The 21,116-nt window shown below is 63.8% G+C and carries 21 protein-coding genes; 12 read left to right on the top strand and 9 right to left on the bottom strand.

From position 1 onward, the window contains the following. Nucleotides 1–80 precede the first annotated feature (80 nt). The gene (locus tag QM609_RS08020; RefSeq protein WP_003944557.1) at nucleotides 81–2,039 is read right to left on the bottom strand and encodes a glycoside hydrolase family 15 protein; all 1,959 of its coding nucleotides are present in this window, start codon (nucleotides 2,037–2,039) and stop codon (nucleotides 81–83) included. Between the two features lie 82 nt (nucleotides 2,040–2,121). Between QM609_RS08020 and QM609_RS08025 the strand changes: the two genes are divergently transcribed. The 6 genes from QM609_RS08025 to QM609_RS08045 all read left to right on the top strand — a co-directional run bounded on the left by QM609_RS08025 (nucleotide 2,122) and on the right by QM609_RS08045 (nucleotide 6,474). Continuing rightward, nucleotides 2,122–2,328, top strand: coding sequence for a hypothetical protein (locus QM609_RS08025; RefSeq protein ID WP_007731042.1), 207 nt, complete (start codon nucleotides 2,122–2,124; stop codon nucleotides 2,326–2,328). Nucleotides 2,329–2,451: 123 nt separating this feature from the next. Then, on the top strand, nucleotides 2,452–2,541 hold the full coding sequence (locus tag QM609_RS29200) for an Ms4533A family Cys-rich leader peptide (RefSeq protein WP_309599318.1): 90 nt from the start codon (nucleotides 2,452–2,454) through the stop codon (nucleotides 2,539–2,541). A gap of 196 nt (nucleotides 2,542–2,737) precedes the next feature. Then, nucleotides 2,738–3,769, top strand: a complete 1,032-nt coding sequence (locus tag QM609_RS08030; protein WP_003944569.1) for a sulfate ABC transporter substrate-binding protein — start codon at nucleotides 2,738–2,740, stop codon at nucleotides 3,767–3,769. A 7-nt stretch (nucleotides 3,770–3,776) separates the two neighbouring features. Further along, a complete protein-coding gene (cysT, locus tag QM609_RS08035) occupies nucleotides 3,777–4,625 on the top strand; it encodes a sulfate ABC transporter permease subunit CysT (RefSeq protein WP_030536617.1) in 849 nt (282 codons plus the stop codon). Continuing rightward, complete coding sequence (cysW, locus tag QM609_RS08040) at nucleotides 4,622–5,428, top strand: sulfate ABC transporter permease subunit CysW (protein WP_003944503.1); 807 nt, start codon at nucleotides 4,622–4,624, stop codon at nucleotides 5,426–5,428. The genes cysT and cysW overlap by 4 nt, the downstream gene beginning before the upstream one ends. Next, nucleotides 5,425–6,474 (top strand): sulfate/molybdate ABC transporter ATP-binding protein, encoded by a 1,050-nt coding sequence (locus tag QM609_RS08045; protein WP_007731046.1) that lies wholly within the window; start codon nucleotides 5,425–5,427, stop codon nucleotides 6,472–6,474. Before cysW ends, QM609_RS08045 begins: the two co-directional genes overlap by 4 nt. Before the next feature lie 125 nt (nucleotides 6,475–6,599). On the opposite strand, the gene QM609_RS08050 is transcribed toward QM609_RS08045, so the two are convergent. The 7 genes from QM609_RS08050 to QM609_RS08080 form a co-directional block, all read right to left on the bottom strand. Continuing rightward, complete coding sequence (locus QM609_RS08050) at nucleotides 6,600–7,496, bottom strand: universal stress protein (RefSeq protein WP_003944544.1); 897 nt, start codon at nucleotides 7,494–7,496, stop codon at nucleotides 6,600–6,602. Nucleotides 7,497–7,551: 55 nt separating this feature from the next. Next, nucleotides 7,552–8,328, bottom strand: coding sequence for a DUF998 domain-containing protein (locus QM609_RS08055; protein WP_030536614.1), 777 nt, complete (start codon nucleotides 8,326–8,328; stop codon nucleotides 7,552–7,554). A 94-nt stretch (nucleotides 8,329–8,422) separates the two neighbouring features. Beyond that, nucleotides 8,423–9,178, bottom strand: a complete 756-nt coding sequence (locus QM609_RS08060) for a sirohydrochlorin chelatase (protein ID WP_007731050.1) — start codon at nucleotides 9,176–9,178, stop codon at nucleotides 8,423–8,425. 4 nt (nucleotides 9,179–9,182) lie between these two features. Continuing rightward, entirely contained in the window at nucleotides 9,183–10,469 is a 1,287-nt protein-coding gene (locus QM609_RS08065) for a sulfate adenylyltransferase subunit 1 (RefSeq protein WP_020969973.1), read from the bottom strand. Beyond that, the gene (cysD, locus tag QM609_RS08070) at nucleotides 10,469–11,404 is read right to left on the bottom strand and encodes a sulfate adenylyltransferase subunit CysD (RefSeq protein ID WP_007731054.1); all 936 of its coding nucleotides are present in this window, start codon (nucleotides 11,402–11,404) and stop codon (nucleotides 10,469–10,471) included. The genes QM609_RS08065 and cysD overlap by 1 nt, the downstream gene beginning before the upstream one ends. Further along, a complete protein-coding gene (locus tag QM609_RS08075) occupies nucleotides 11,401–12,114 on the bottom strand; it encodes a phosphoadenylyl-sulfate reductase (protein ID WP_047270796.1) in 714 nt (237 codons plus the stop codon). The genes cysD and QM609_RS08075 overlap by 4 nt, the downstream gene beginning before the upstream one ends. Beyond that, on the bottom strand, nucleotides 12,111–13,841 hold the full coding sequence (locus tag QM609_RS08080) for a nitrite/sulfite reductase (RefSeq protein ID WP_042450188.1): 1,731 nt from the start codon (nucleotides 13,839–13,841) through the stop codon (nucleotides 12,111–12,113). The genes QM609_RS08075 and QM609_RS08080 overlap by 4 nt, the downstream gene beginning before the upstream one ends. Before the next feature lie 502 nt (nucleotides 13,842–14,343). Between QM609_RS08080 and hemW the strand changes: the two genes are divergently transcribed. Together hemW and QM609_RS08090 are read left to right on the top strand one after the other, a co-directional pair. Further along, nucleotides 14,344–15,570, top strand: coding sequence for a radical SAM family heme chaperone HemW (gene hemW, locus QM609_RS08085; protein ID WP_042450186.1), 1,227 nt, complete (start codon nucleotides 14,344–14,346; stop codon nucleotides 15,568–15,570). Nucleotides 15,571–15,605: 35 nt separating this feature from the next. Then, on the top strand, nucleotides 15,606–16,226 hold the full coding sequence (locus QM609_RS08090) for a CG0192-related protein (RefSeq protein WP_050654662.1): 621 nt from the start codon (nucleotides 15,606–15,608) through the stop codon (nucleotides 16,224–16,226). 3 nt (nucleotides 16,227–16,229) lie between these two features. Here QM609_RS08090 and QM609_RS08095 read toward each other — a convergent pair whose 3' ends face one another. Then, nucleotides 16,230–16,553 (bottom strand): type II toxin-antitoxin system VapB family antitoxin, encoded by a 324-nt coding sequence (locus QM609_RS08095; protein WP_003944521.1) that lies wholly within the window; start codon nucleotides 16,551–16,553, stop codon nucleotides 16,230–16,232. Nucleotides 16,554–16,710: 157 nt separating this feature from the next. Between QM609_RS08095 and hrcA the strand changes: the two genes are divergently transcribed. From hrcA to QM609_RS08115, 4 genes are all read left to right on the top strand, one after another. Next, entirely contained in the window at nucleotides 16,711–17,754 is a 1,044-nt protein-coding gene (gene hrcA, locus QM609_RS08100; RefSeq protein WP_003944583.1) for a heat-inducible transcriptional repressor HrcA, read from the top strand. 80 nt (nucleotides 17,755–17,834) lie between these two features. Further along, nucleotides 17,835–18,986 carry a molecular chaperone DnaJ gene (gene dnaJ, locus QM609_RS08105; RefSeq protein WP_003944460.1) on the top strand — a complete coding sequence of 384 codons (1,152 nt, stop codon included), beginning with the start codon at nucleotides 17,835–17,837 and terminating at the stop codon, nucleotides 18,984–18,986. Between the two features lie 2 nt (nucleotides 18,987–18,988). Further along, a complete protein-coding gene (locus QM609_RS08110) occupies nucleotides 18,989–19,750 on the top strand; it encodes a 16S rRNA (uracil(1498)-N(3))-methyltransferase (RefSeq protein WP_003944495.1) in 762 nt (253 codons plus the stop codon). A 123-nt stretch (nucleotides 19,751–19,873) separates the two neighbouring features. Continuing rightward, entirely contained in the window at nucleotides 19,874–21,112 is a 1,239-nt protein-coding gene (locus QM609_RS08115) for a L,D-transpeptidase (protein WP_003944568.1), read from the top strand. Nucleotides 21,113–21,116 lie beyond the last annotated feature (4 nt).

The raw sequence follows: 21,116 nt of genomic DNA on the forward strand, positions 1-21,116 counted from the left end.
GGCCCCGGGGGGGGGCCGCTCCCCCGGGGGGCGCCCTTCCCCCCCCGGGGGGCTTAAAACCCCCCCCCACAGCAGGGGGTCTAGGTCGCGTTGTGCGCGGGCTGGAAAGCTCCGGCTTCGGCAGCTTCCTCGGCGCGGATCACGTGGACCACGGCGTTGATCAGCGCCAGGTGTGTGAACGCCTGCGGGAAGTTACCCAGATGGCGACCGGTGTGCGCGTCGATCTCCTCCGCGTACAGCTTGAGCGGGCTCGCGAACCCGAGCAGACGCTCGCAGAGATGCTTTGCCCGATCCAGTTCGCCGATCTCGACGAGGGCGGAGACGAGCCAGAAGGAGCAGATGGTGAACGTGCCCTCTTCTCCGCTCAATCCGTCGTCGGTGGTGTCGACGCGATAGCGCAGGACCAACCCCTCTTCGGTGAGCTCGTCGGCGATCGCCAGCACCGTCGCCCGGATGCGCGGATCGTCGGCCGGCAGGAAGCGCAGCAGCGGTGCCAACAAGAGCGACGCGTCGAGTGAATCGTGGCCGTACCGCTGCGTCAGAACTCCGCGCGAGTCGACACCGTGCGCGAGGATGTCGGCCTTGATCTCGTCCGCGATGGCTGTCCATTGCTGTGCAAAGCTCTTCTCGCCCTGCATCTCTGCCAGCTTGGCGCCGCGATCGAGAGCGACCCAGCACATGATCTTCGACGACGTGAAGTGCTGCGGTTCACCGCGCACCTCCCAGATCCCGCGGTCGGGCTGGCGCCAATGCTTGATCGCTTCCTCGACCTGCTTCTTGAGCAGCGGCCACAACGCCTCGGGGACGCGCTCGCGGGTACGGATGTGGAGGTACACCGAGTCGAGCATGGTGCCCCAGATGTCGTGCTGCTGTTGATCGAACGCCCCGTTGCCGATACGCACCGGACGGGCGCCGTCGTAGCCGGACAGATGGTTGAGTTCGGATTCCTCGAGCGTGCGCTCGCCGCCGATGCCGTACATCACCTGCAAAGGATGCGGCTGACCGTTGTCCGAACTCGACACGTCGTAGATGAAGTTGAAGAAGTCGTTGGCCTCACGGTCCAACCCGAGCGTGTAGAGGCCCCACAGCGCGAAGGTGGAATCGCGAACCCACGCGTAGCGATAGTCCCAGTTGCGTTCTCCGCCTGGTGTTTCCGGTAGCGAGGTCGTCGAAGCCGCGAGTAGGGCTCCGGTCGGTGCGTAGGTGAGCCCCTTGAGTGTGAGCGCACTGCGCTGTAGGTATCCGCGCCACGGGTGATCGGGGAACTTGCCGATCGTCACCCACTCACGCCAGGACTTGGACGTCTGCCACATCTTGTCGGCGGCCTCGTCGAACGTCTGCGGCGCGGGAAGATCCGACCACGAGAGCGCGACGTACACGTTGTCGCCTTCGACCAGTCGCGTCCGCGCTCGTGCTTCACGACCTTCCAGACCCAGTCGTAGGTCGGTGGTCAAGCGCAGAGTGGGATGGTCTCCGGGCTTGGCGGAGCGACACGTTGCCGTTGCTTCCTCGTAGACCTTTCCGGTGTACTCCCAATTCGCCGTGCCACGGTGATAGTCGAACGCGGGCTCACAGCTCATCTCGAGTTCGACGGTGCCGCTGACGCATTTGACCGTACGGAGAAGGGTGTGTTCGGCATCCCAGTCGGTCGGTGTGCGCTTGTGCGTGTTCGATCGCTTGTCGACGTTGTGCCAGGGACCGAGAACCAGGGCGTCGCGGACGACGAGCCAGCCGGTCTCGGTCTGCCAGGTGGTCTCGAGAATGAGTCCACCCGGCAGATAGCGCCGAGCGGCCGGCACGTTCTGGCCGTAGGGGCCGATACGGAAATGGCCTGCGCTGCGGTCGAGGATGGCACCGAACACGCTGGGGGAGTCCGGGCGGGGAACGCACATCCACTCGACAGATCCGTTACGGGCAATCAGGCACGAGGTTTCGCAATCGGAAAGAAACGCATAGTCGTCGATCGGGGGAAAGTTGCTTCGATGGTGACCCGTGGAGGCGGGAGGAATCGTCTGCACCACTTCGTCGTCAGCACTCATTCGGCCATCATCCGGCCAGAATCGGCACACGTCCAATCCACACGCTGTCGGGACCGTATCGTCCGAAGGATAGGGTGTTGGCGTGGATCGGATTGCGGATTGGTGGGACAGCTTCGAGCTGTGGATGGCGGGGCTCCCGTTCATCCCGCAGGTCGCGTTGGTCCTGATCGTCGTCGTTCCGCTGTGCCGCCTGGTGGCCATCGGTCTGGATCGCGTGTTGGCCGCCGTTCTCGCTCTGCCGCTCTTCGGCTGGTTGCGTAGGAATTCTCGAGAAGTAGAGGAAAGCTGATGCCCCGCTCACGGGTCACTCTCGCCCTGATAGCCCTGATTCTCCTCGTGATCGTCGCGTGGCTTCTCACCCGTTAGTTCTCCCGATTAGAGCGGGCGCCGGTGCTCTGCTAAAGTCCACCGCGTGTCCGAAGCAACAGCTCCCGTAATCCGCCACCAGTTGGCGTTGATTGCTGTCGGCATGCTCGACGTCGCTGACGTCGCCTGTTGTTGATTTCCTGAGTTCGACCTCTCCGGTGGTGCTGCGCACCCCACTCGAACTTCTCTGCGCGTAACTCGCGCCCCCGATTCAGGGCTCATCGCCCGTCGGCTCTCCATGTCTGAACATCCCGATGGAATCAGCCCCAGAGGTCTCGGACTTGTCGTTTGACCAACCCTCGTTTGTCAGTCCTTTCAGGAAGGTATCTGCAATGAAACGCCGTTCCCGCACACTTCTCACTGCTATCGCGACCATGGGGGCCGTGGTACTCACAGCGTGCAGTGGTGGCTCGAGCGACACCGTGGGTGGTGACAGCGCCGCCAGCGACGGTAGCGCCGGCACGATCAACCTGTTCGCCTACGCCGTGCCGAAGCCTGGCTTCGACAAGCTCACCGCAGCCTTCCAGGCGACCGACGAGGGCAAGAACGTCAACTTCAATCCTTCCTACGGCGCCTCGGGCGACCAGTCGCGCAAGGTGAAGGACGGTGCCGAGGCAGACTTCGTCAACTTCTCCGTCGAGCCCGACATCACCCGTCTGGTCGATGCCGGTCTGGTAGATCAGAACTGGAACCAGGACGCCTACAACGGAATTCCGTTCGGATCGGTAGTCACCATCGTGACGCGTCCGGGCAACCCGAAGGGCATCAAGGACTGGGACGACCTGCTTCAGCCCGGCCTCGAGGTCGTCACGCCGAACCCGTTCAGCTCCGGCTCGGCCAAGTGGAACCTCTTGGCGCCGTACGCCGCCAAGAGCGACGGTGGCAAGAACCCGCAGGCGGGTCTCGACTACGTCACCGCCTTGGTCAACGACCACGTCAAGATCCAGCCCAAGTCGGGACGCGAGGCTTCGGAAGCCTTCCTGCAGGGTAGCGGTGACGTTCTGATCAGTTACGAGAACGAGGCACTGTTCATCGAAGGCAACGGCGACCCGGTCGAGCACGTCACCCCGCCCACGACCTTCAAGATCGAGAACCCCGTTGCCGTGATCTCGAACAGCAAGGTCCTCGACAAGGCGACCGCGTTCAAGGACTACCTGTACACGACCGAGGGTCAGACGCTCTGGGCCGAAGCAGGATTCCGTCCCGTGGATCCCGCCGTCGCTGCCAAGTTCACCGACAAGTTCCCCGAGCCGACCAAGCTGTGGACCATTGCAGACCTCGGCGGCTGGAAGGCCGTGGACAGTGCTCTGTTCACCAAGGACACCGGTTCGATCGCAGTGATCTACGACAACGCGACCAAGTAAGACTGACGTGACTGACACTATTGACCCCACCCCCGTGGCTCGTCGGCGAAAACTCGCGCGGGTCACGGGGAGTGTGGGGCCGCTCGGAATCGGAGTGGCCACCCTGTGGCTCTCCGTCATCGTTCTGCTTCCGCTCGCCGCGTTGACCGCCACCGCGTTCGACGAGGGGATCTCCGGATTCTGGGACGCCGTCACCGCACCCGTCGCCTTGGCGTCGTTGCGCGTGACGTTGTTGGTCTCGGTGATCGTGGCATTGATCAACGTCGTGATGGGCACGATCATCGCGTGGGTGCTGGTCCGGGACGACTTCCCGGGCAAGCGCATCGTCAACTCGATGATCGATCTGCCGTTCGCGCTACCGACCATCGTGGCATCGATCGTGCTGCTGTCCCTCTACGGCCCGCAGTCACCGATCGACATCCATCTCAATGCAACTCAGCCCGGACTGATCGTGGCATTGGCCTTCGTGACCTTGCCGTTCGTCGTCCGTTCCGTGCAGCCGGTGCTGATGGAGGTCGACCGCGAAGTCGAGGAAGCCGCTGCGTCGTTGGGAGCTTCCAACTGGACGATCTTTCGCTCGGTTGTTCTCCCGACGTTGGCGCCTGCCGTCATCTCCGGTGCGGGCCTCGCGTTCGCCAGAGCGATCGGTGAATACGGCTCGGTCGTTCTGATCGGCGGCAACATCCCACGCGTGACACAGATGACGTCGCAGTACATTCAGCAGCAGATCGAGATCGATCGTCCGACCAACGCCGCTGCCGTCTCGGTAGCGTTGCTGGCCATCGCATTCGTGACGCTGTTCGTCCTGCGAATCTTCGCCTCGCGGGGACAGCGACGTGAGGAGAGTTCCCGATGAACGTGTCCAGAGGATCGAAGATCGGTCTGCGGACCATCGCTCTCGTCTACCTGTTCGTGTTGCTGGTCGTGCCGATCGGTGTGATCCTGACGCGAACGTTCGAGAACGGAATCGGCCCGTTTCTCGAATCGATCACGACACCGGCAGCGATTTCCGCGCTGAATCTTTCGCTGATCATCGTGGCGATCGTGGTTCCGATCAACGTGGTGTTCGGTGTCGTCACGGCTCTGGCACTCGTGCGTGGGCGTTTCCCGGGCCGCGGAGTTCTGCAGTCGGTGGTCGACCTGCCCTTCGCGGTCTCGCCCGTCGTCGTCGGTGTGTCGTTGATTCTCCTGTGGGGTGCCAACGGTTGGTTCGGCGGCATCGAATCGTTGGGGTTCAAAGTCATCTTCGGGTTGCCAGGCATGGTGATCGCGACGATTTTCGTGACGCTGCCCTTCGTCGTCCGGGAAGTCGAACCCGTACTTCACGAGATCGGCGACGAGCAGGAACAAGCAGCCGCGACGCTCGGTGCCTCGGGCTGGCAGACGTTCTGGCGGATCACCTTGCCCGCGATCCGTTGGGGCCTGACGTACGGAATCGTGTTGACGGTGGCGCGTTCGCTCGGTGAATTCGGCGCAGTCATCATGGTCTCTTCCGGCTTCCCGGGGGTATCCCAGACACTGACATTGCTGGTGCACTCGCGATACATCGACGACCACAACACCTTTGGTGCGTATTCGGCGGCAACGCTGCTGATGGGCATCGCCATCATTGTCCTGTTGCTGATGACGCTGCTGGACCGTAAGAGGAGCACCACATGATCACAGTGACCGGGGCCCGCAAGAACTACGGTGATTTCGCGGCGCTCGACGACGTGACGGTCAACATTCCCTCGGGTTCGTTGACGGCATTGCTCGGGCCCAGTGGCTCGGGAAAGTCGACGTTGCTGCGTTCGATCGCAGGGCTCGAAGAACTCGATTCGGGAACCATCACCATCGCAGGCAAGGACGTCACCGGCGTCTCGCCGCAGAAGCGTGACATCGGTTTCGTGTTCCAGCACTACGCGGCGTTCAAGCACATGACCGTGCGGGACAACGTGGCGTTCGGGCTCAAGATCCGCAAGCGCCCGAAGCCGGAGATCGAGAAGAAGGTCAACGAACTACTGGGGATCGTCGGTCTCGACGGGTTTCAGCATCGGTACCCCGCGCAGCTCTCCGGCGGTCAGCGTCAGCGCATGGCGTTGGCGCGCGCTCTGGCTGTGGATCCACAGGTGCTCCTGCTCGACGAGCCCTTCGGCGCGCTCGACGCGAAGGTGCGTGCCGACCTGCGCACGTGGTTGCGTCGCCTGCACGACGAGGTGCACGTCACCACCGTCCTGGTCACCCACGACCAGGAAGAGGCTCTCGACGTCGCCGACCGCATCGCGGTGCTGAACAAGGGGCGGATCGAGCAGATCGGTGAACCTGCCGACCTGTACGACCGCCCGTCCAACGACTTCGTGATGTCCTTCCTCGGATCCGTCGCGAAGCTCAACGGGCAGTTGGTCCGTCCGCACGACATCCGCCTCGGCCGCGATCCGAGCATGGCTCTCGCGCAGGAATCCGGAACGGCCGAGTCGCTCGGCGTCACACGCGCAACAGTCGAGCGCGTCGTGTACCTCGGCTTCGAGGTTCGAGTGGACCTGCGCAACGAGGCAACCGGCGAGCTCTTCTCGGCTCAGGTCACGCGCGGTGACAGTGCAGCGCTGCACCTCGAGGCGGGGGAGACGGTGTACGCGCGTGCTACCCGGGTGCCGGATCTGCCGGAGACCCCGGTGTCGACGCCGGTGCAGGAGCCGGTCACGGTGAGCGTGGTCGGCCAGGTATGACCCGCTCGCCCTGTTCGACCTGTTGTACCCCCACTCCTGTTTGAGCGAACGGCACTTTCGGACTCCTGATGGCGCCGAAAGTGCCGTTCGCTCAGAGTTGGGGGTCGGGCAACAGCGAGACGAGTTCAGCCCTCTCGGCAGACGAGGACCGGGCATTGGGCGTGGTGGATGAGGCTCTGACTGGTCGATCCGACTATCGACGCCATGAACGGGCTGCGGCCGTGGCTACCGACGACTACGAGTTGCGCTTCCGCCGAGTGCTCGAGCAGTGCCTTCATCGGTCCGCTGCGCTGGACACTGCGGGTGACTTCGACATCGGGGTACTTCTCCGTCCAGCCGGCGAGGCACTCGGACAGCAGTGCATGCTCATGCTGTTCGTACGGTCCCCAGTCGACGAAGCGCCTGGCTTCGGAGTACCCGCCCAGCGAGGCGTGCTCGTTCCACGTGTGGACCGCAACCAAAGGTGCGCCGAGGAACGCGGCAAATTCGAAGGCATGCGCGACGGCGAGTTCGCTGAGCTTGCTCCCGTCGACGCCGACGACGATGGGCCTGGTGTCGGCCATCGCGTGATCACCCGTACCGCGGAATACGGCCACGGGACAGTGCGCGCGGTTGACCACCCGAATGGTGTCGGATCCGAGAAACACGGACTGCATTTCGCTGGTGCCGGCCTGACCCAGTGCAACGATGCGAGCCGACTTCGAGAGTTCGACGAGTGTGGTTGCGGGAGTACCGGTCACGAGGCCACGTTCGACGGTGACGTCGGTGTGATCATCGCGGATGGCGTCCTCGGCCTCGTCGAGCAGTTTTGCACCCTCGACGCGAAGGTGGTGGTCGAACATCTCTTCGTCGGTGACGTTTGTACCGCCACCGGACTCGGGTTGTCCTGGCAGCACGTGGGTCAGGCGAAGTGGTTCGTCGAATCTCTTTGCAGCCGAAGCTGCCCACCTCGCGGCGTTGACCGCGCTTGCCGAGCCGTCGATACCGGCCACGATTCCGTGTCGAACAGATGCACTGGTCATGGAAGTCTCCTCGCGTCGCCTCCTTACCAGTGTGTCCCTGCTCACCCCCGGTTCGCTACAAACCGGTCAGCTCCCGTGGTGCGAGAACGTCGGTGGGCACTGCCGCGCGAGATCGACGCGGGCGCAACGACAACAGAGCGGTGATGAATCCGTTACCGGACAGTGTCAGTTCCACGTTCTTCAACACGGTTCGGCGCATCAACGCGAGCAGGGCCGCGACGCCGGTGACGGCCATCCACATAGGCAGCGGGTACAGCGTCAGGCGTTCACCAAGGCCGAAAGTGAGGGTTCGTCCGAGAAGCAGTACGGCACCGACGATTCCGGTAGCCGCGCACAGCCCTGACCACACTGCGATCCATTTGCTGTGCTTCCAGAATTGAATTGCCATGAGGACGAGAACGGCATGACGTGCGACGAAGCCGGGAAGTACGGCGGTCCAATGAACGAAGGTCCCGTCGTTCGCCGGGAAGAGGCCGGTGGCCGCGGTGCTCAATGCAACGACGACGGCAAGACCGAGAATCCACTTCTTCGCACGACCGTCCGGAATGTACTTGTGCAGCAAGGCTGCACCGAGGATGGTGAGCGCACCGAGGATCATGAAGGCCGCGTTCATCACGTCGTGCATCGGCGAACACGAATCCACGCTGCATGTCGTCACGCCCAGCGAACTGATGGAGTCGCGCGCGAAGCTGTACGGCGTCTTCCATGCTCCGGCTGTGAAGATTTCGACAAGCAGGTAGAGCACCGACAGGACCCATGCGATGCCGGCTGTGCCGAGGCGAAGATTGTGAGTGATGGTGTTCCCTCTCGCGGCGCTCTGAGGGGATTGCACCCAAAGATCTGTTTCGCAGGCGAAGGAGGTACCTTCGCGAGCTGGACAGATCCAACACTACGGTAACAATCTGATAACGGCCTGTGAAACCGGATCAGGCGGAGCGGACCAGACGGTCGGGTAGTGCATCAGCGACTTGTCGGTAACGGTCGATCATCGTTTCGATCAGTAGAGAGTGCCCACCGATCGTGTCGGCGAAACGCGCGCGCGGACATGCAGTTGCTGCGGCAGCGCTGAGTCGATCGGTCAGTAGGCCGGGAGCCAAGAACCACGGTGCGACGACAACACGTTCGGCGCCGTCCTGCTCGAGTGCGGAGATCGCCTGGGCAACTGTCGGTTCCGCGGATGTCGCGAAACAGATTCGAACGCCCGACCAGTTGGTTCCGCCGAGGAGAGTGGACGCCAATTCTGCGGTCGCGGCATTGGCGCGCGCGTCGGACGAGCCGACTGCCGCAAGAGCGACACCGACCGACGGATCGTCCGGGCGGGCACCCGCTTCGAGAATTCGCTCGCGTACTGCCTCGATCAGCCGAGCATCGCGACCCAGCACGTCTGCTTGGAACACGGTCAACTGGGGGTGGCGTGTCGCGGCAGCGGCCAAGAGTCCGGGCAGATCTACCCGGGCGTGGAAGGCATTGCCCAGCAGCATCGGAACAACAACGGCGTGAGTGTGGCCGTCGTGTGCAACTCCGTCCAGGACCTGATCGATGGACGGTGCATTGAGGTCGAGGAACGCCAGCCGGACATCGAGGTCTGGCCGGACTTCACGAAGAGCTGCCACCGCAGCCGCGATCACCCGAGCAGAACGGGGGTCACGGCTGCCGTGCGCAACAGCGATGAGCGGAACCATCGACTTAGACGCGCTCGCCCAATTCGACAGCGGAAATGACGTCGCCCACCAGGCCGGCTGCGAGAGTGTTTCCACCAGCGGGATCGATCAGCAGGAAGCTGCCGGTGTGGCGGTTGACGGCGTAGTCGTCAGCCACGATCGGCTCGGCCACCCGGATCGAGATCTTGCCGATCTCGTTGAGCTCGAGAGTGTCCGGGCCCTGATCCGTGGTGAGGTCCTGCTCGTTGAAGCGTTCCACCAAGCTGCCCACGATGGCCTGCGTCGTTCGCGTGCCGTGCTTGAGCAGCAGACGTGCACCGGGGCGCAGCGACTTCTCGGCCAGCCAGCAGACAGTGGCGTCGAATTCGCCGATCGGCTCGGGTGCGTCGGACGGCGATGCGATGGTGTCGCCGCGTGAGACGTCGACGTCGTCGGCCAGGATCAGCGTGACGCTGCGTCCGGCGTGGGCGACGTCCAGTTCGCCGTCGGCCGTGTCGATACGTGTGACGGTGGTGCGCGTACCCGAGGGCAGGATCACCACTTCGTCGCCGGGCACGACGGAACCGGCAGCGACCTGACCGGCGTAGCCGCGGTAGTCGAGGAACTCTGCGGTGCGGGGGCGGATCACGTACTGCACCGGGAAACGCAGACCGACGCGATGTGGCTCGGCGTCGACCGGAATCGACTCGAGGTGCTCGATCAGTGTGGGGCCGGTGTAGTACGGGGTCTTGTCGGAGCGGATGGCGACGTTGTCACCGTGCAGTGCCGACACCGGGATCTCGACGACGTCTTCGCTTGCCCAGCCAAGTGAGCTGGTGAGTTCGTTGAACTCGGCGGAGATCGAGGTGAAGACCTCTTCGGGGTTCTCGACGAGGTCGATCTTGTTCACGGCGAGAACGAGCTTCGGGACACCGAGCAACGCGAGAACCGCTGCGTGCCTGCGAGTCTGCGCGATGACGCCCTTGCGAGCATCGACCAGCAGGATCACGAGCTGAGCCGTCGAGGCACCGGAGACCGTGTTGCGGGTGTACTGCACGTGGCCCGGTGTATCGGCGAGCACGAAGGTGCGCTTGGGGGTCGCAAAGTAGCGGTACGCCACGTCGATGGTGATGCCCTGCTCACGCTCGGCGCGCAGTCCGTCCACCAGGAGCGAGAGGTCAGGGGTGTCGAGACCGCGGTCCACCGACGCACGGGTCACGGCGTCGATCTGGTCGGCGAGAACGGATTTCGTGTCGTACAACAGACGGCCCACGAGGGTGGACTTTCCGTCGTCGACGCTGCCGGCAGTTGCCAGTCTGAGCAGATCGCTCATCAGAAGTAGCCCTCTCGCTTGCGGTCTTCCATGGCCGCTTCGGAAACTCGGTCGTCGCCACGGGTCGCGCCGCGCTCGGTCAAACGTGATGCCGCAACCTCGGCCAGGATGGCCTCGTTGTCAGCGGCATCGGAGAGGACTGCGCCGGTGGTCGAACCGTCGCCGACGGTGCGGTAACGCACCGAAAGGGTCTGCAGCTCTTCGCCGTCAGCCGGTCCACCCCAGACGCCGGGCGTCATCCACATGCCGTCGCGCTGGTACACCGGACGCTGGTGGGCGTAGTAGATGCTGGCGAGTTCGACGTTGTCGCGGGCGATGTAACGCCAGATGTCCAGCTCGGTGAAGTTGCTGAGCGGGAAGACGCGCACCTGCTCGCCGGGGGAGTGGCGACCGTTGTACAGGTTCCACAGTTCCGGGCGCTGCTTCTTGGGGTCCCACTGACCGAAAGCGTTGCGCAGCGAGAAGATCCGCTCCTTGGCGCGGGCCCGCTCCTCGTCGCGGCGAGCGCCACCGAAGACGGCGTCGAAGCGGTTCTCGGAGATCGCGTCCAGCAACGGCACGGTCTGCAGAGGATTGCGGATACCGTCGGGACGCTCGGTGAGGCGGCCGTCCGCGATGTACTCCTCGACGCTGGCCACGTGCAGGCGCAGGTTGTACTTGGCCACCACGTGGTCGCGGAAGTCGAGGACTTCCTGCAGGTTGTGGCCGGTGTCGACATGCAGCAGGGTGAACGGCAACGGCGCAGGCCAGAATGCCTTGATCGCCAGGTGCAGCAGCACGGTGGAGTCCTTACCGCCCGAGAAGAGAATGACCGGGCGTTCGAACTCGCCGGCCACCTCTCGGAAGATGTGGATCGCTTCGGACTCGAGGGCATCGAGAGTATCGAACTGTGTGCCGTCGAGCTGAGGCCGCGAAGGTGTCAAGTCAACTGTCATGATGCGTGCAACCCGCATTCTGTCTTGGAGGCACCGGCCCAACGACCGCTACGCGGATCGCTGCCGGGGGCTGGCTTGCTGGTGCAGGGTGCGCAGCCGATGGACGGATATCCCTCGTCGACAAGGGGATTGACGAGGATGGAATTGGTATCGATGTAGTTCTGCATCTCCTCGTCCGACCAGGGAGCGATCGGGTTGATCTTCACGAGTCCGAAGGCTTCGTCGAAGGAGATCAGGGGAGCGTTGGCGCGGGTGGGCGCTTCGACGCGGCGGATGCCGGTCACCCACGCGCTGTACCCGGACAGTGTCTGCTTGAGCGGCGCGACTTTGCGTAGTGCGCAGCAGCGGTTGGGATCACGGGCGAACAGATCCTTGCCCTCGGCGACATCCTGCTCGGCGACGCTTGCCAGCGCACGAGCGTTGATGACGTTGACGCCGTACACCTGCTCGACCGCGTCACGCGTGCCGATGGTTTCGGGGAAGTGGTAGCCGGTGTCGAGGAAGAGTACGTCGACGCCCGGATGCACCTGTGCGGCAAGGTGAACCAACACCCCGTCCTGCATGTTCGACGCCACGATGTACGAGTCACCGAACGTGTCCTCGGTCCACTGCAACAGTTCCTGTGCGCTGGCTCCGTCGAGTTCTATTGCACCGCGCTCGGCGATGGACCGAAGCTCGTCGGCAGTTGCTCGCGAAATGTCCACTGTCATCGCAAATCTCCTTCGTCTGCGCGCACTGCCCATTCGGCGAACCGTTCACCTTCGTTGCGGTTCTTGACGAACTGACGTACGACGCGGTCGATGTAGTCACCCATCTCGACGCTGGTGACCTTGTGCTGGCGCAGCTTGCGTCCGAAGGCGCTGTCGAATCCGAGGCTGCCTCCCAGGTGAACCTGGAAACCCTCGACTTGATTCCCCTCACCGTCGTCGACGAGCTGGCCCTTGAAGCCGATGTCGGCGATCTGCGAGCGAGCGCAGGAGTTGGGGCAACCGTTGATGTTGATGGTGATCGGCACGTCGAGCTGGCTGTTGATGTCGGCAAGACGCTGTTCGAGTTCGGGCACGAGCACCTGCGAACGCTTGCGGGTCTCGGCGAACGAGAGCTTGCAGAACTCGATGCCGGAGCAGGCCATCAGGTTCTTGCGCCAGTGCGACGGACGGGCGGGAAGACCCAGCGCGTCGAGATCGGCGATGAGCGGCTCGAGCGTCTCGTCGGCGACGTCGAGGATGATCAGCTTCTGGTACGGAGTGAAGCGGATCCGGTCGCTGCCGGCCTTCTCGGCGGCGTCGGCGACCTGAGCCAGGATGTCTCCCGAGACGCGGCCGGCGATCGGAGCGAAACCGACTGCGTTGTGGCCGTTGCGGGTCTTCTGGATACCGACGTGATCGATCGGGCGCTTGGGCTTCTCGGGCGCGGGGCCGTCGATGAGCGGACGCTTCAGGTACTCGGTCTCGAGAACCTCGCGGAACTTCTCGATACCCCAGTCCTTGACGAGGAACTTGAGCCTGGCCTTCGCGCGCAGACGGCGGTAGCCGTAGTCACGGAAGATCGAGACGACGCCCTCCCAGACATCGGGGACCTCGTCGAGCGGAATCCAGGCGCCGACGCGCTGCGCCAGCATCGGGTTGGTGGACAGTCCGCCGCCGACCCAGAGGTCGAGGCCCGGGCCGTGCTCGGGGTGGTTCACGCCGATGAAGGCGATGTCGTTGATCTCGTGAACAACATCCTGCTGACCGGAGATAGCGGTCTTGAACTTGCGCGGCAGGTTGGAGTACTTGGGGTCGCCGATGTAGCGGCGCACGATCTCGTCGATCGCCGGGGTGGGATCGAGGACCTCGTCGAGCGATTCGCCGGCCAGGGGAGAACCGAGGACGACGCGAGGGCAGTCACCGCACGCTTCGGTGGTCTTGAGCCCGACGGCTTCGAGGCGCTTCCAGATCTCCGGGACGTTCTCGACTTCGATCCAGTGGAACTGAACGTTCTCACGGTCCGACAGGTCGGCGGTGTTCCGGCCGAATTCCTTCGAGATACCGGCGATGGTGCGCAGCTGCTCGACGTTCAGAGCGCCGGCGTCGCAACGCACGCGCATCATGAAGTACTTGGCCTCGAGCAGGTCGATGTTCTCGTCGCCGGTGAAGGTGCCGTCGTAGCCTTCTTCGCGCTGGGTGTAGAGACCCCACCAGCGGAAGCGGCCGCGAAGGTCGCCCTTGTCGATGCTGTCGAAGCCCTGCTTGGAGTAGATGTTCTCGATGCGGGCCCGAACGTTGAGCGGGTTGTCGTCCTTCTTGGCCTGCTCGTTGGCGTTGAGAGGCTCGCGGTAACCGAGGGCCCACTGACCTTCGGCGCGACGCTTGGCGGGACGCGCAGCGCGTGCAGGCCGGGCTTCGGCAGCTGCTGCCGAATCGGCGGGTGTGGCGGCGTCGGTGGTCGACGTCATCGATGAACTCCTGGATCTGGGCGGTTGATCGGCACGCGGCACGCACTATCGATGAACTGTGGCGGTGTCTGATCGGGACGCACCGGTCCGTGTCGGAAATCGAGGGGGCTGTCCTCGGTCTCGGAAAGCTCGCGGCCGGCAGGTGTGCTCACGAAAACGAACAGCTGGAGAAGCTGCGTCCCTGAAAAGGCATGTCTCTGCAGAGAGTGTTTCGGTGAAGCAGATGGAGATGAGCGGGAAAGGCTGGAAGATCAGTGAAAGATCAACAGCTACACAGGTGCAGACACGACGAGCTGCACACACGCTTGAAGTCGACATGGCGACGCGCCACAAGTCGCACTCCGAGTCCGGTCATGCGGTCCATTGTGCCACGTCAACTCGATAATTCCGACTCGGGCGCATATTTCCACGAAAAACGGGGGAAATATCGAGTTCAAGCCATACGCCGACCTGCATCGCAGGCTGAATAGGTGTGCGTTCCGGATGCTGGGACACTGGAGGTGTGAATGCCACCAGCACGACTCCCACTCGACAGAGCGAGGCGACGCCCTTCGCCTTGCCCGCGCGATCGCTCGAGGGTGTCGGGAAACGGCCGTTCGGGATCTACATCCACGTCCCGTTCTGTGCCACCAGGTGTGGGTACTGCGATTTCAACACCTACACGGCCGGTGAGCTCGGAACCTCGGCGTCGCCGCAGTCGTGGCTGGAGGGTCTGCGGCGCGAACTCGATCTCGCGGCCGAGATGACGGGCGCCCCGGCGGCGGAGACGGTGTTCGTGGGCGGTGGAACGCCGTCGCTGCTCGGTGGCGACGGATTGTCCGACGTGCTGTCGGCGGTGCGGAGCAGCTTCGGCTTGGCGTCCGGCGCCGAAGTGACCACGGAATCGAACCCCGAATCGACGTCGCCGGAGTTCTTCGGTGCTCTCCGCAGTGCGGGATTCACCCGGATTTCCCTCGGCATGCAGTCGGCCGCCCAGCACGTTCTGAAGATCCTCGACCGCACCCACACTCCCGGTCGCGCCGTCGCTGCCGCGAAAGAGGCTCGCGCAGCTGGTTTTTCGCACGTGAACTTGGATTTGATCTATGGAACGCCAGGGGAGCGCGATCAAGATCTGGACGCCTCTCTCGATGCGGTTCTCTCCGCCGATGTCGATCACGTCTCGGCCTACGCGTTGATCGTCGAGGACGGCACCGCCATGGCTCGCAAGGTCAGGCGCGGCGAGCTGCCCGCCCCGGACGACGACGTGCTGGCCTCGCGGTACGAACGAATCGATTCACGCCTGTCCGAGGCAGGCTTGCGGTGGTACGAGGTCTCCAACTGGGCAAAGGCGGAAACCGCGGACTCCGGTGACACCCGGTGTCGTCACAACCTCGGCTACTGGGACGGCGGTGACTGGTGGGGTGCCGGTCCGGGCGCGCACAGCCACGTCGGCGGAGTGCGGTGGTGGAACGTCAAGCACCCGGCGCGGTACGCGGAACAGTTGGCGCTCGGCGAACTTCCCGTCGGCGGCAGCGAAGAACTGACCGCCGAGGACGAACACATGGAGCGAGTCATGCTGACCGCACGGTTGCGTACGGGACTTCCGTTGTCGGAACTGTCTGCATCCGAACGTCTTTCGGCCGAACAGGTGGTAGTCGACGGGTTGGCCGTGATCGAGAACGATCACGTGGTTCTCACCGACCGTGGTCGCCTGCTCGCCGATGCGGTGATTCGCACGATCCTGACCTGACGCGCAACCATCCTTCGCCGCGTAATGTGGCCGTGGTGGCCATCATTCATCGTGCGCAGCTGAATCCGTCCAAGAACGACCTGCTCCGAGCGTGGGTGCCCAAGCAGCCGTGGCTCGGGTCGGTCGACTGTTCGACGCTCGAACGCGTCGACGCCTATCGTTTCGACGACCCGGACGGTGAGGTCGGAATCGAGACGCACCTGATGCGCTCTGCCGACGGTCGAATTCTTCAGGTCCCGCTCACTTATCGAGGTGCTCCGCTGGACGGGGCGGACGCCGCACTGATCGCGACCATGGATCATTCGGTACTGGGCGAGCGGTGGGTGTACGACGCATGCTGTGATCCGGTCTACGTCAGCGCGGTGGCGACCGCGATTCTGACCGGTGGGGCCGGAGTCGAACTGGTCTTCGCGGACACCGCCGATCGCATCCTCGTGACAGCTCACGTAGTTGGCAGCGGTACGGCCCGCGCTTCCGTACCGGCAGTCGAATCCGTGACCTGCTCGACAGTCGGCACCGACACGATCATCCGCGCGGGAGATCTGGAACTGACTGTGGCGAGAGTGATCGACGCAGATCGAGTCTCGGGCTCGGCGACGCTCACCGGAACCTGGCCGGGGCAAACGACACCTGCGTTGCTCGTGACTATCGCCTGAGCGTCAGCGGACTCCCTCGATGACACCGGGCATCGCGTCGAAGTCGAAGACACGCGCGTGCAGCACGACGCGGTTTCGCAGGGCCGAACGAACCGCTCGGTGCAGACCGTCCTCGAGGTAGAGAGTGCCGCGCCACTGCACTGCGTGCGGGAACAGATCGCCGTAGAAGGTCGAGTCCTCCGACAGCAGGCGATCGAGTTCGAGGACCTTCGTGGTGGTCACGATCTCGTCGAGTCGAACCTGACGTGGAGGGAACTTCGACCAGTCGCGTAGAGACAGTCCGTGATCGGGATACGGTTTGCCGTCCATCACGCCTTTGAAGATCATGTGCCGCCTTGTCCATGGTTGTGCGATCGACCTTTCGCCGATCTCACTCCACAGTAAGGGCAACAGCCGTCTCTGGCGCTCGGGCGATTAGACTGCCAGTGGAAACCGATGTGTAAATGTCGGTGTTCGTTCTTTTCAGGAAACGGAGGTGGCAACGATGTCGAGTACCGACGACAGGCGTTTCGAGGTCTTACGTGCAATCGTGGCCGATTACGTCTCCACCCAGGACCCGGTGGGATCCAAGGCACTGGTCGAGCGTCACAACCTCGGAGTGTCGAGCGCCACTGTGCGCAACGACATGGCATTCCTCGAGGCCGAGGGCTACATCGCCCAACCGCACACCAGTTCCGGCCGCGTCCCCACCGACAAGGGGTACCGCGAATTCGTCGATCGCATCGCCGACGTCAAGCCCATGTCCGGGCCCGAGCGTCGAGCGATCCTCGAGTTCTTGGAGTCGGGTGTCGATCTCGACGACGTTCTGCGCCGCGGTGTGCGACTGCTCGCGCAACTGACCCGTCAGGTCGCGGTTGTCCAGTACCCGTCGCTGTCCGCGTCGTCGGTTCGCCACCTCGAGGTGGTCGCGTTGACGCCGGCGCGCCTGCTTCTCGTTCTCATCACCGATTCCGGCCGCGTCGATCAGCGAATCGTCGAACTCGGAGACGTCCTCGAAGACGAAGACCTTTCCCGGTTGCGTACGCTTCTCGGCGGAGCACTGGAAGGCAAGCGCCTGGCCGCCGCGTCGATTGCCGTAGCGGAACTGGCCGACGAGTCTCCGGCCGACCTTCGCGACGCCGTGATCCGCTCGGCAACGGTTCTGGTCGAGACCCTGGTCGAACATCCGGAAGATCGTCTCGTTCTGGGCGGAACCTCGAATCTCACGCGCAACGCCGCCGATTTCTCCGGTCTGGCCGGCTTCCCCGGTTCGCTGCGCGCTGTGCTCGAAGCACTGGAAGAGCAGGTAGTGGTCCTCAAACTGCTCGCTGCGACGCAGAACTCCGGCACGGTCACCGTTCAGATCGGTGAAGAGACGCAGGTCGAACAGATGCGCGGAACCTCTGTGATTTCGACTGGCTACGGCGCGGCCGGTACCGTTTTCGGTGGTGTCGGTGTGCTCGGACCCACTCGGATGGACTATCCGGGAACAATTGCATCGGTTGCCGCCGTTGCCAGATACATCGGCGAAGTTCTCTCCGAGCGATGACGGACGTCGACATTCGTCGGCACGCCTCCTCGCGAGGACTGAGGAAAACCTAGAAGTAAGAGAAGGACGAGAGACTCAACGTGGCACGGGATTACTACGGATTGCTCGGCGTCGACAAGAACGCGACAGACCAGGAGCTCAAGCGCGCTTACCGCAAGCTGGCACGCGAACTGCACCCGGACGTCAACCCTGACGAGGCGGCGCAGGCCAAGTTCAAGGAGATCTCGACGGCCTACGAGGTCCTGACCGACCCGGAGAAGCGTCGCATCGTCGATCTCGGCGGAGACCCGCTCGAGTCCGGTGGTGGCGGCGGTGGTGGCTTCGGCGGCGGATTCGGTGGCGGCGGCCTCGGCGACGTCTTCGAAGCATTCTTCGGCGGCGGTGGCGGCGCAGGTCGTGGGCCGCGCGGTCGCGTTCAGCCCGGAGCCGACTCGTTGCTTCGCACCAAGCTGACCCTCGCAGAATGTGCGACGGGAGTCAGCAAGCACGTGACCGTCGAGACGGCCATTCTGTGCGACAGCTGCACCGGAGCCGGAACCAACGGCGACTCCAAGCCTGTCCGCTGTGAGACCTGCAACGGTGCCGGCGAAGTTCAGTCCATCCAGCGCTCGTTCCTCGGTCAGGTCATGACCTCGCGTCCCTGCCCGACGTGCCGCGGTGCCGGTGAGACCATCCCGGATCCCTGCCACAAGTGTGGCGGCGACGGCCGAGTTCGGGCCAAGCGTGACATCACCGTGAAGGTTCCCGCGGGCGTCGCCGGTGGCATGCGCATCCGTTTGACCGCGCAGGGTGAAGTGGGCCCGGGCGGCGGACACCCCGGCGACCTCTACGTCGAGATCGTCGAGCAGCAGCACGATGTCTTCGTTCGAGACGGTGAAGACCTGCACTGCACGATCCGCGTTCCGATGGTCGACGCAGCGCTCGGTACGACTGTCACCGTCGACACCATCATCGACGGCCCCAAGGAAATCACCATCGAGCCAGGCACCCAGCCCGGACACGTTGCTGTTCTTCGCGGTCATGGCATGCCGAAACTGCGGTCGGGAGTGCGCGGCGACGTGCACGCTCACCTCGAGGTGGTCATCCCGAGCCGTCTCGATCACAAGCAGTCCAAGCTGCTCAAGGAATTCAAGCTGCTCCGCGATCGTGACGAGGCCGAGGTTGTCTCGACGGCCTCGCAGAACAGCGGTGGATTGTTCTCGCGTCTTCGCGAAGCATTCAGCGGCCGCTGACGGTGGCCGCAACGGTCTTCTTTCTCGACCCGGTTCCCGGCGTCGGTGAAATCGCAGTTCTGGACGGACAGGAGGGTCGCCACGCGGCCACTGTCCGCCGGATCGGCGTCGGTGAGCGATTGGTGTTGGCCGACGGCCGTGGCCGGGTGGCCGACGCCGAGGTGACGAGCGTCGGCAAGGACCGCCTGGAACTGTTGGTCAGTGACGTTCAGGTTCTCGAGCAGCCCAAGCCGTTGGTGACCCTCGTTCAGGCACTTCCCAAGGCCGAGCGTTCCGAGTTGGCCGTCGAACTGGCGACCGAGGCGGGGATCGACGCGGTGATCCCGTGGCAGTCCTTGCGTTGTGTCGCCAAGTGGGAGGGCCCCAAGCTCGCCAAGGGCGTCGCACGCTGGCGAAGTGCGGCAGTGTCTGCGGCAAAGCAGTCCAGACGCGCGTTCGTCCCGGAAATTGCGGAACTGCACAAGACGCCGGCGGTGATCGCGTTGGTTCGTGACGCCGTTGCCCGTGGCGCTGTGGTTGCGGTGCTTCACGAATCGGCGACGACGCCGTTGGCCGGTTTGCCGCTGGCGAGCGCGGACGAGGTATTTCTGGTTGTCGGTCCCGAAGGTGGGCTGGACGATTCGGAGATCAGCGCGTTGTCGGAGGCCGGGGCCACTCCGGTGCTTCTCGGCCCGACGGTCCTGCGTACGTCGACCGCCGGGGCTGTTGCTCTGGGCGCGATCGGAGTGCTGACCGATCGTTGGGGACCACGGCCACTGCACTGATCTTGTTGTGATCCCGAGCTGAATCGGATCCGGCGCTCAGCGAAGTGTCAGATTTGCGCACTATCGTAAAGACGTCGGGGGTCGCCTTCGGCGTGAGTTGGTTCGGGGATTTCAGGAGGCCAGATGTTGTCACGTGCGCATATGCGAATCGTTGGAGCGGTGTGTGCCGCGGCGGCGTTGATGCTCGTCGCGGGGTGCACGGTCTCCACCGGAGACAACACGGGTTCCTCCAGCAGCGCCGTCACCACTACCCCGACCAGCGAGGCGCTCGTCACCGTCACACCGGCGGACGGCGGAACTCCGGTGAGTCCACTCGACCCCATCGAGGTCCAGGTCGCGAAGGGAACACTGACGACCGTCGCGCTGACCAATCCCGAGGGTAAGGAAGTCGCCGGTATCACCACGCCGGACAAGACGTCCTGGAAACCGAGCGAACCACTCGGATACGGCAAGACTTACAAGCTGGTCGTCGACGCCGTCGACGCGAACGGTGTTGCCACGACCAAGAACACGACGCTGACCACCGTCGCGCCGAGTAACCAGACCCGGGCGTATATCAACACCACCGGTGGCGCCTCGATATCGGACGGTGGCACGTACGGTGTCGGCACCGTCGTCGCCGTTCATTTCGACGAGTTGATCGGTGACAAGGCCGCGGCCGAGAAGTCTCTGCTGGTCACAACCAATCCGCCCGTACAGGGATCGTGGTACTGGGTCGACGGTCAGAACGTTCACTGGCGACCGCAGAACTACTACGCACCAGGCACGACGGTCTCGGTGAACGCGAACATCTACGGCAAGCAGCTCGGCAACGGACTGTACGGCCAGCAGGACGACACCGTGTCCTTCAAGATCGGCGACTCCCACGTCTCGGTCGCCGACGACAACACCAAGATGGTGACCGTCTACGAAAACGGTCAGGTGATCAAGGAAATGCCGACCTCGATGGGAATGGGCGGCACCGAGACGATCGGCGGCACGACGCTCTCGTTCTGGACCCAGCCCGGCACGTACACCGTGATGGACAAGGCAAATCCCGTCATCATGGATTCGTCGACCTACGGTCTGCCGATCAACTCGCGCCTCGGCTACAAGGAATCCATCAACTGGGCCACCCGCATCAGCACGGACGGTATCTATCTTCACGAGTTGGAGAGCACCGTCTGGGCGCAGGGAAACACCGACACCTCGCACGGTTGCCTCAATCTCAGTGCGGCCAATGCCAAATGGTTCTTCGATTTCTCGCAGCCGGGAGATGTCGTCGAGATCAAGAACACCGGCGGCGCTCCGCTGGAGGTGTGGCAGAACGGCGACTGGACCCTTTCCTGGGCAGACTGGGCCGCAGGCAGCGCCCTCGCCTGAGATA

It is taken from the genome of Rhodococcus sp. IEGM 1302 (assembly GCF_030056935.1).
In the GTDB taxonomy this organism is placed as follows: Bacteria; Actinomycetota; Actinomycetes; order Mycobacteriales; family Mycobacteriaceae; genus Rhodococcus_F; species Rhodococcus_F qingshengii.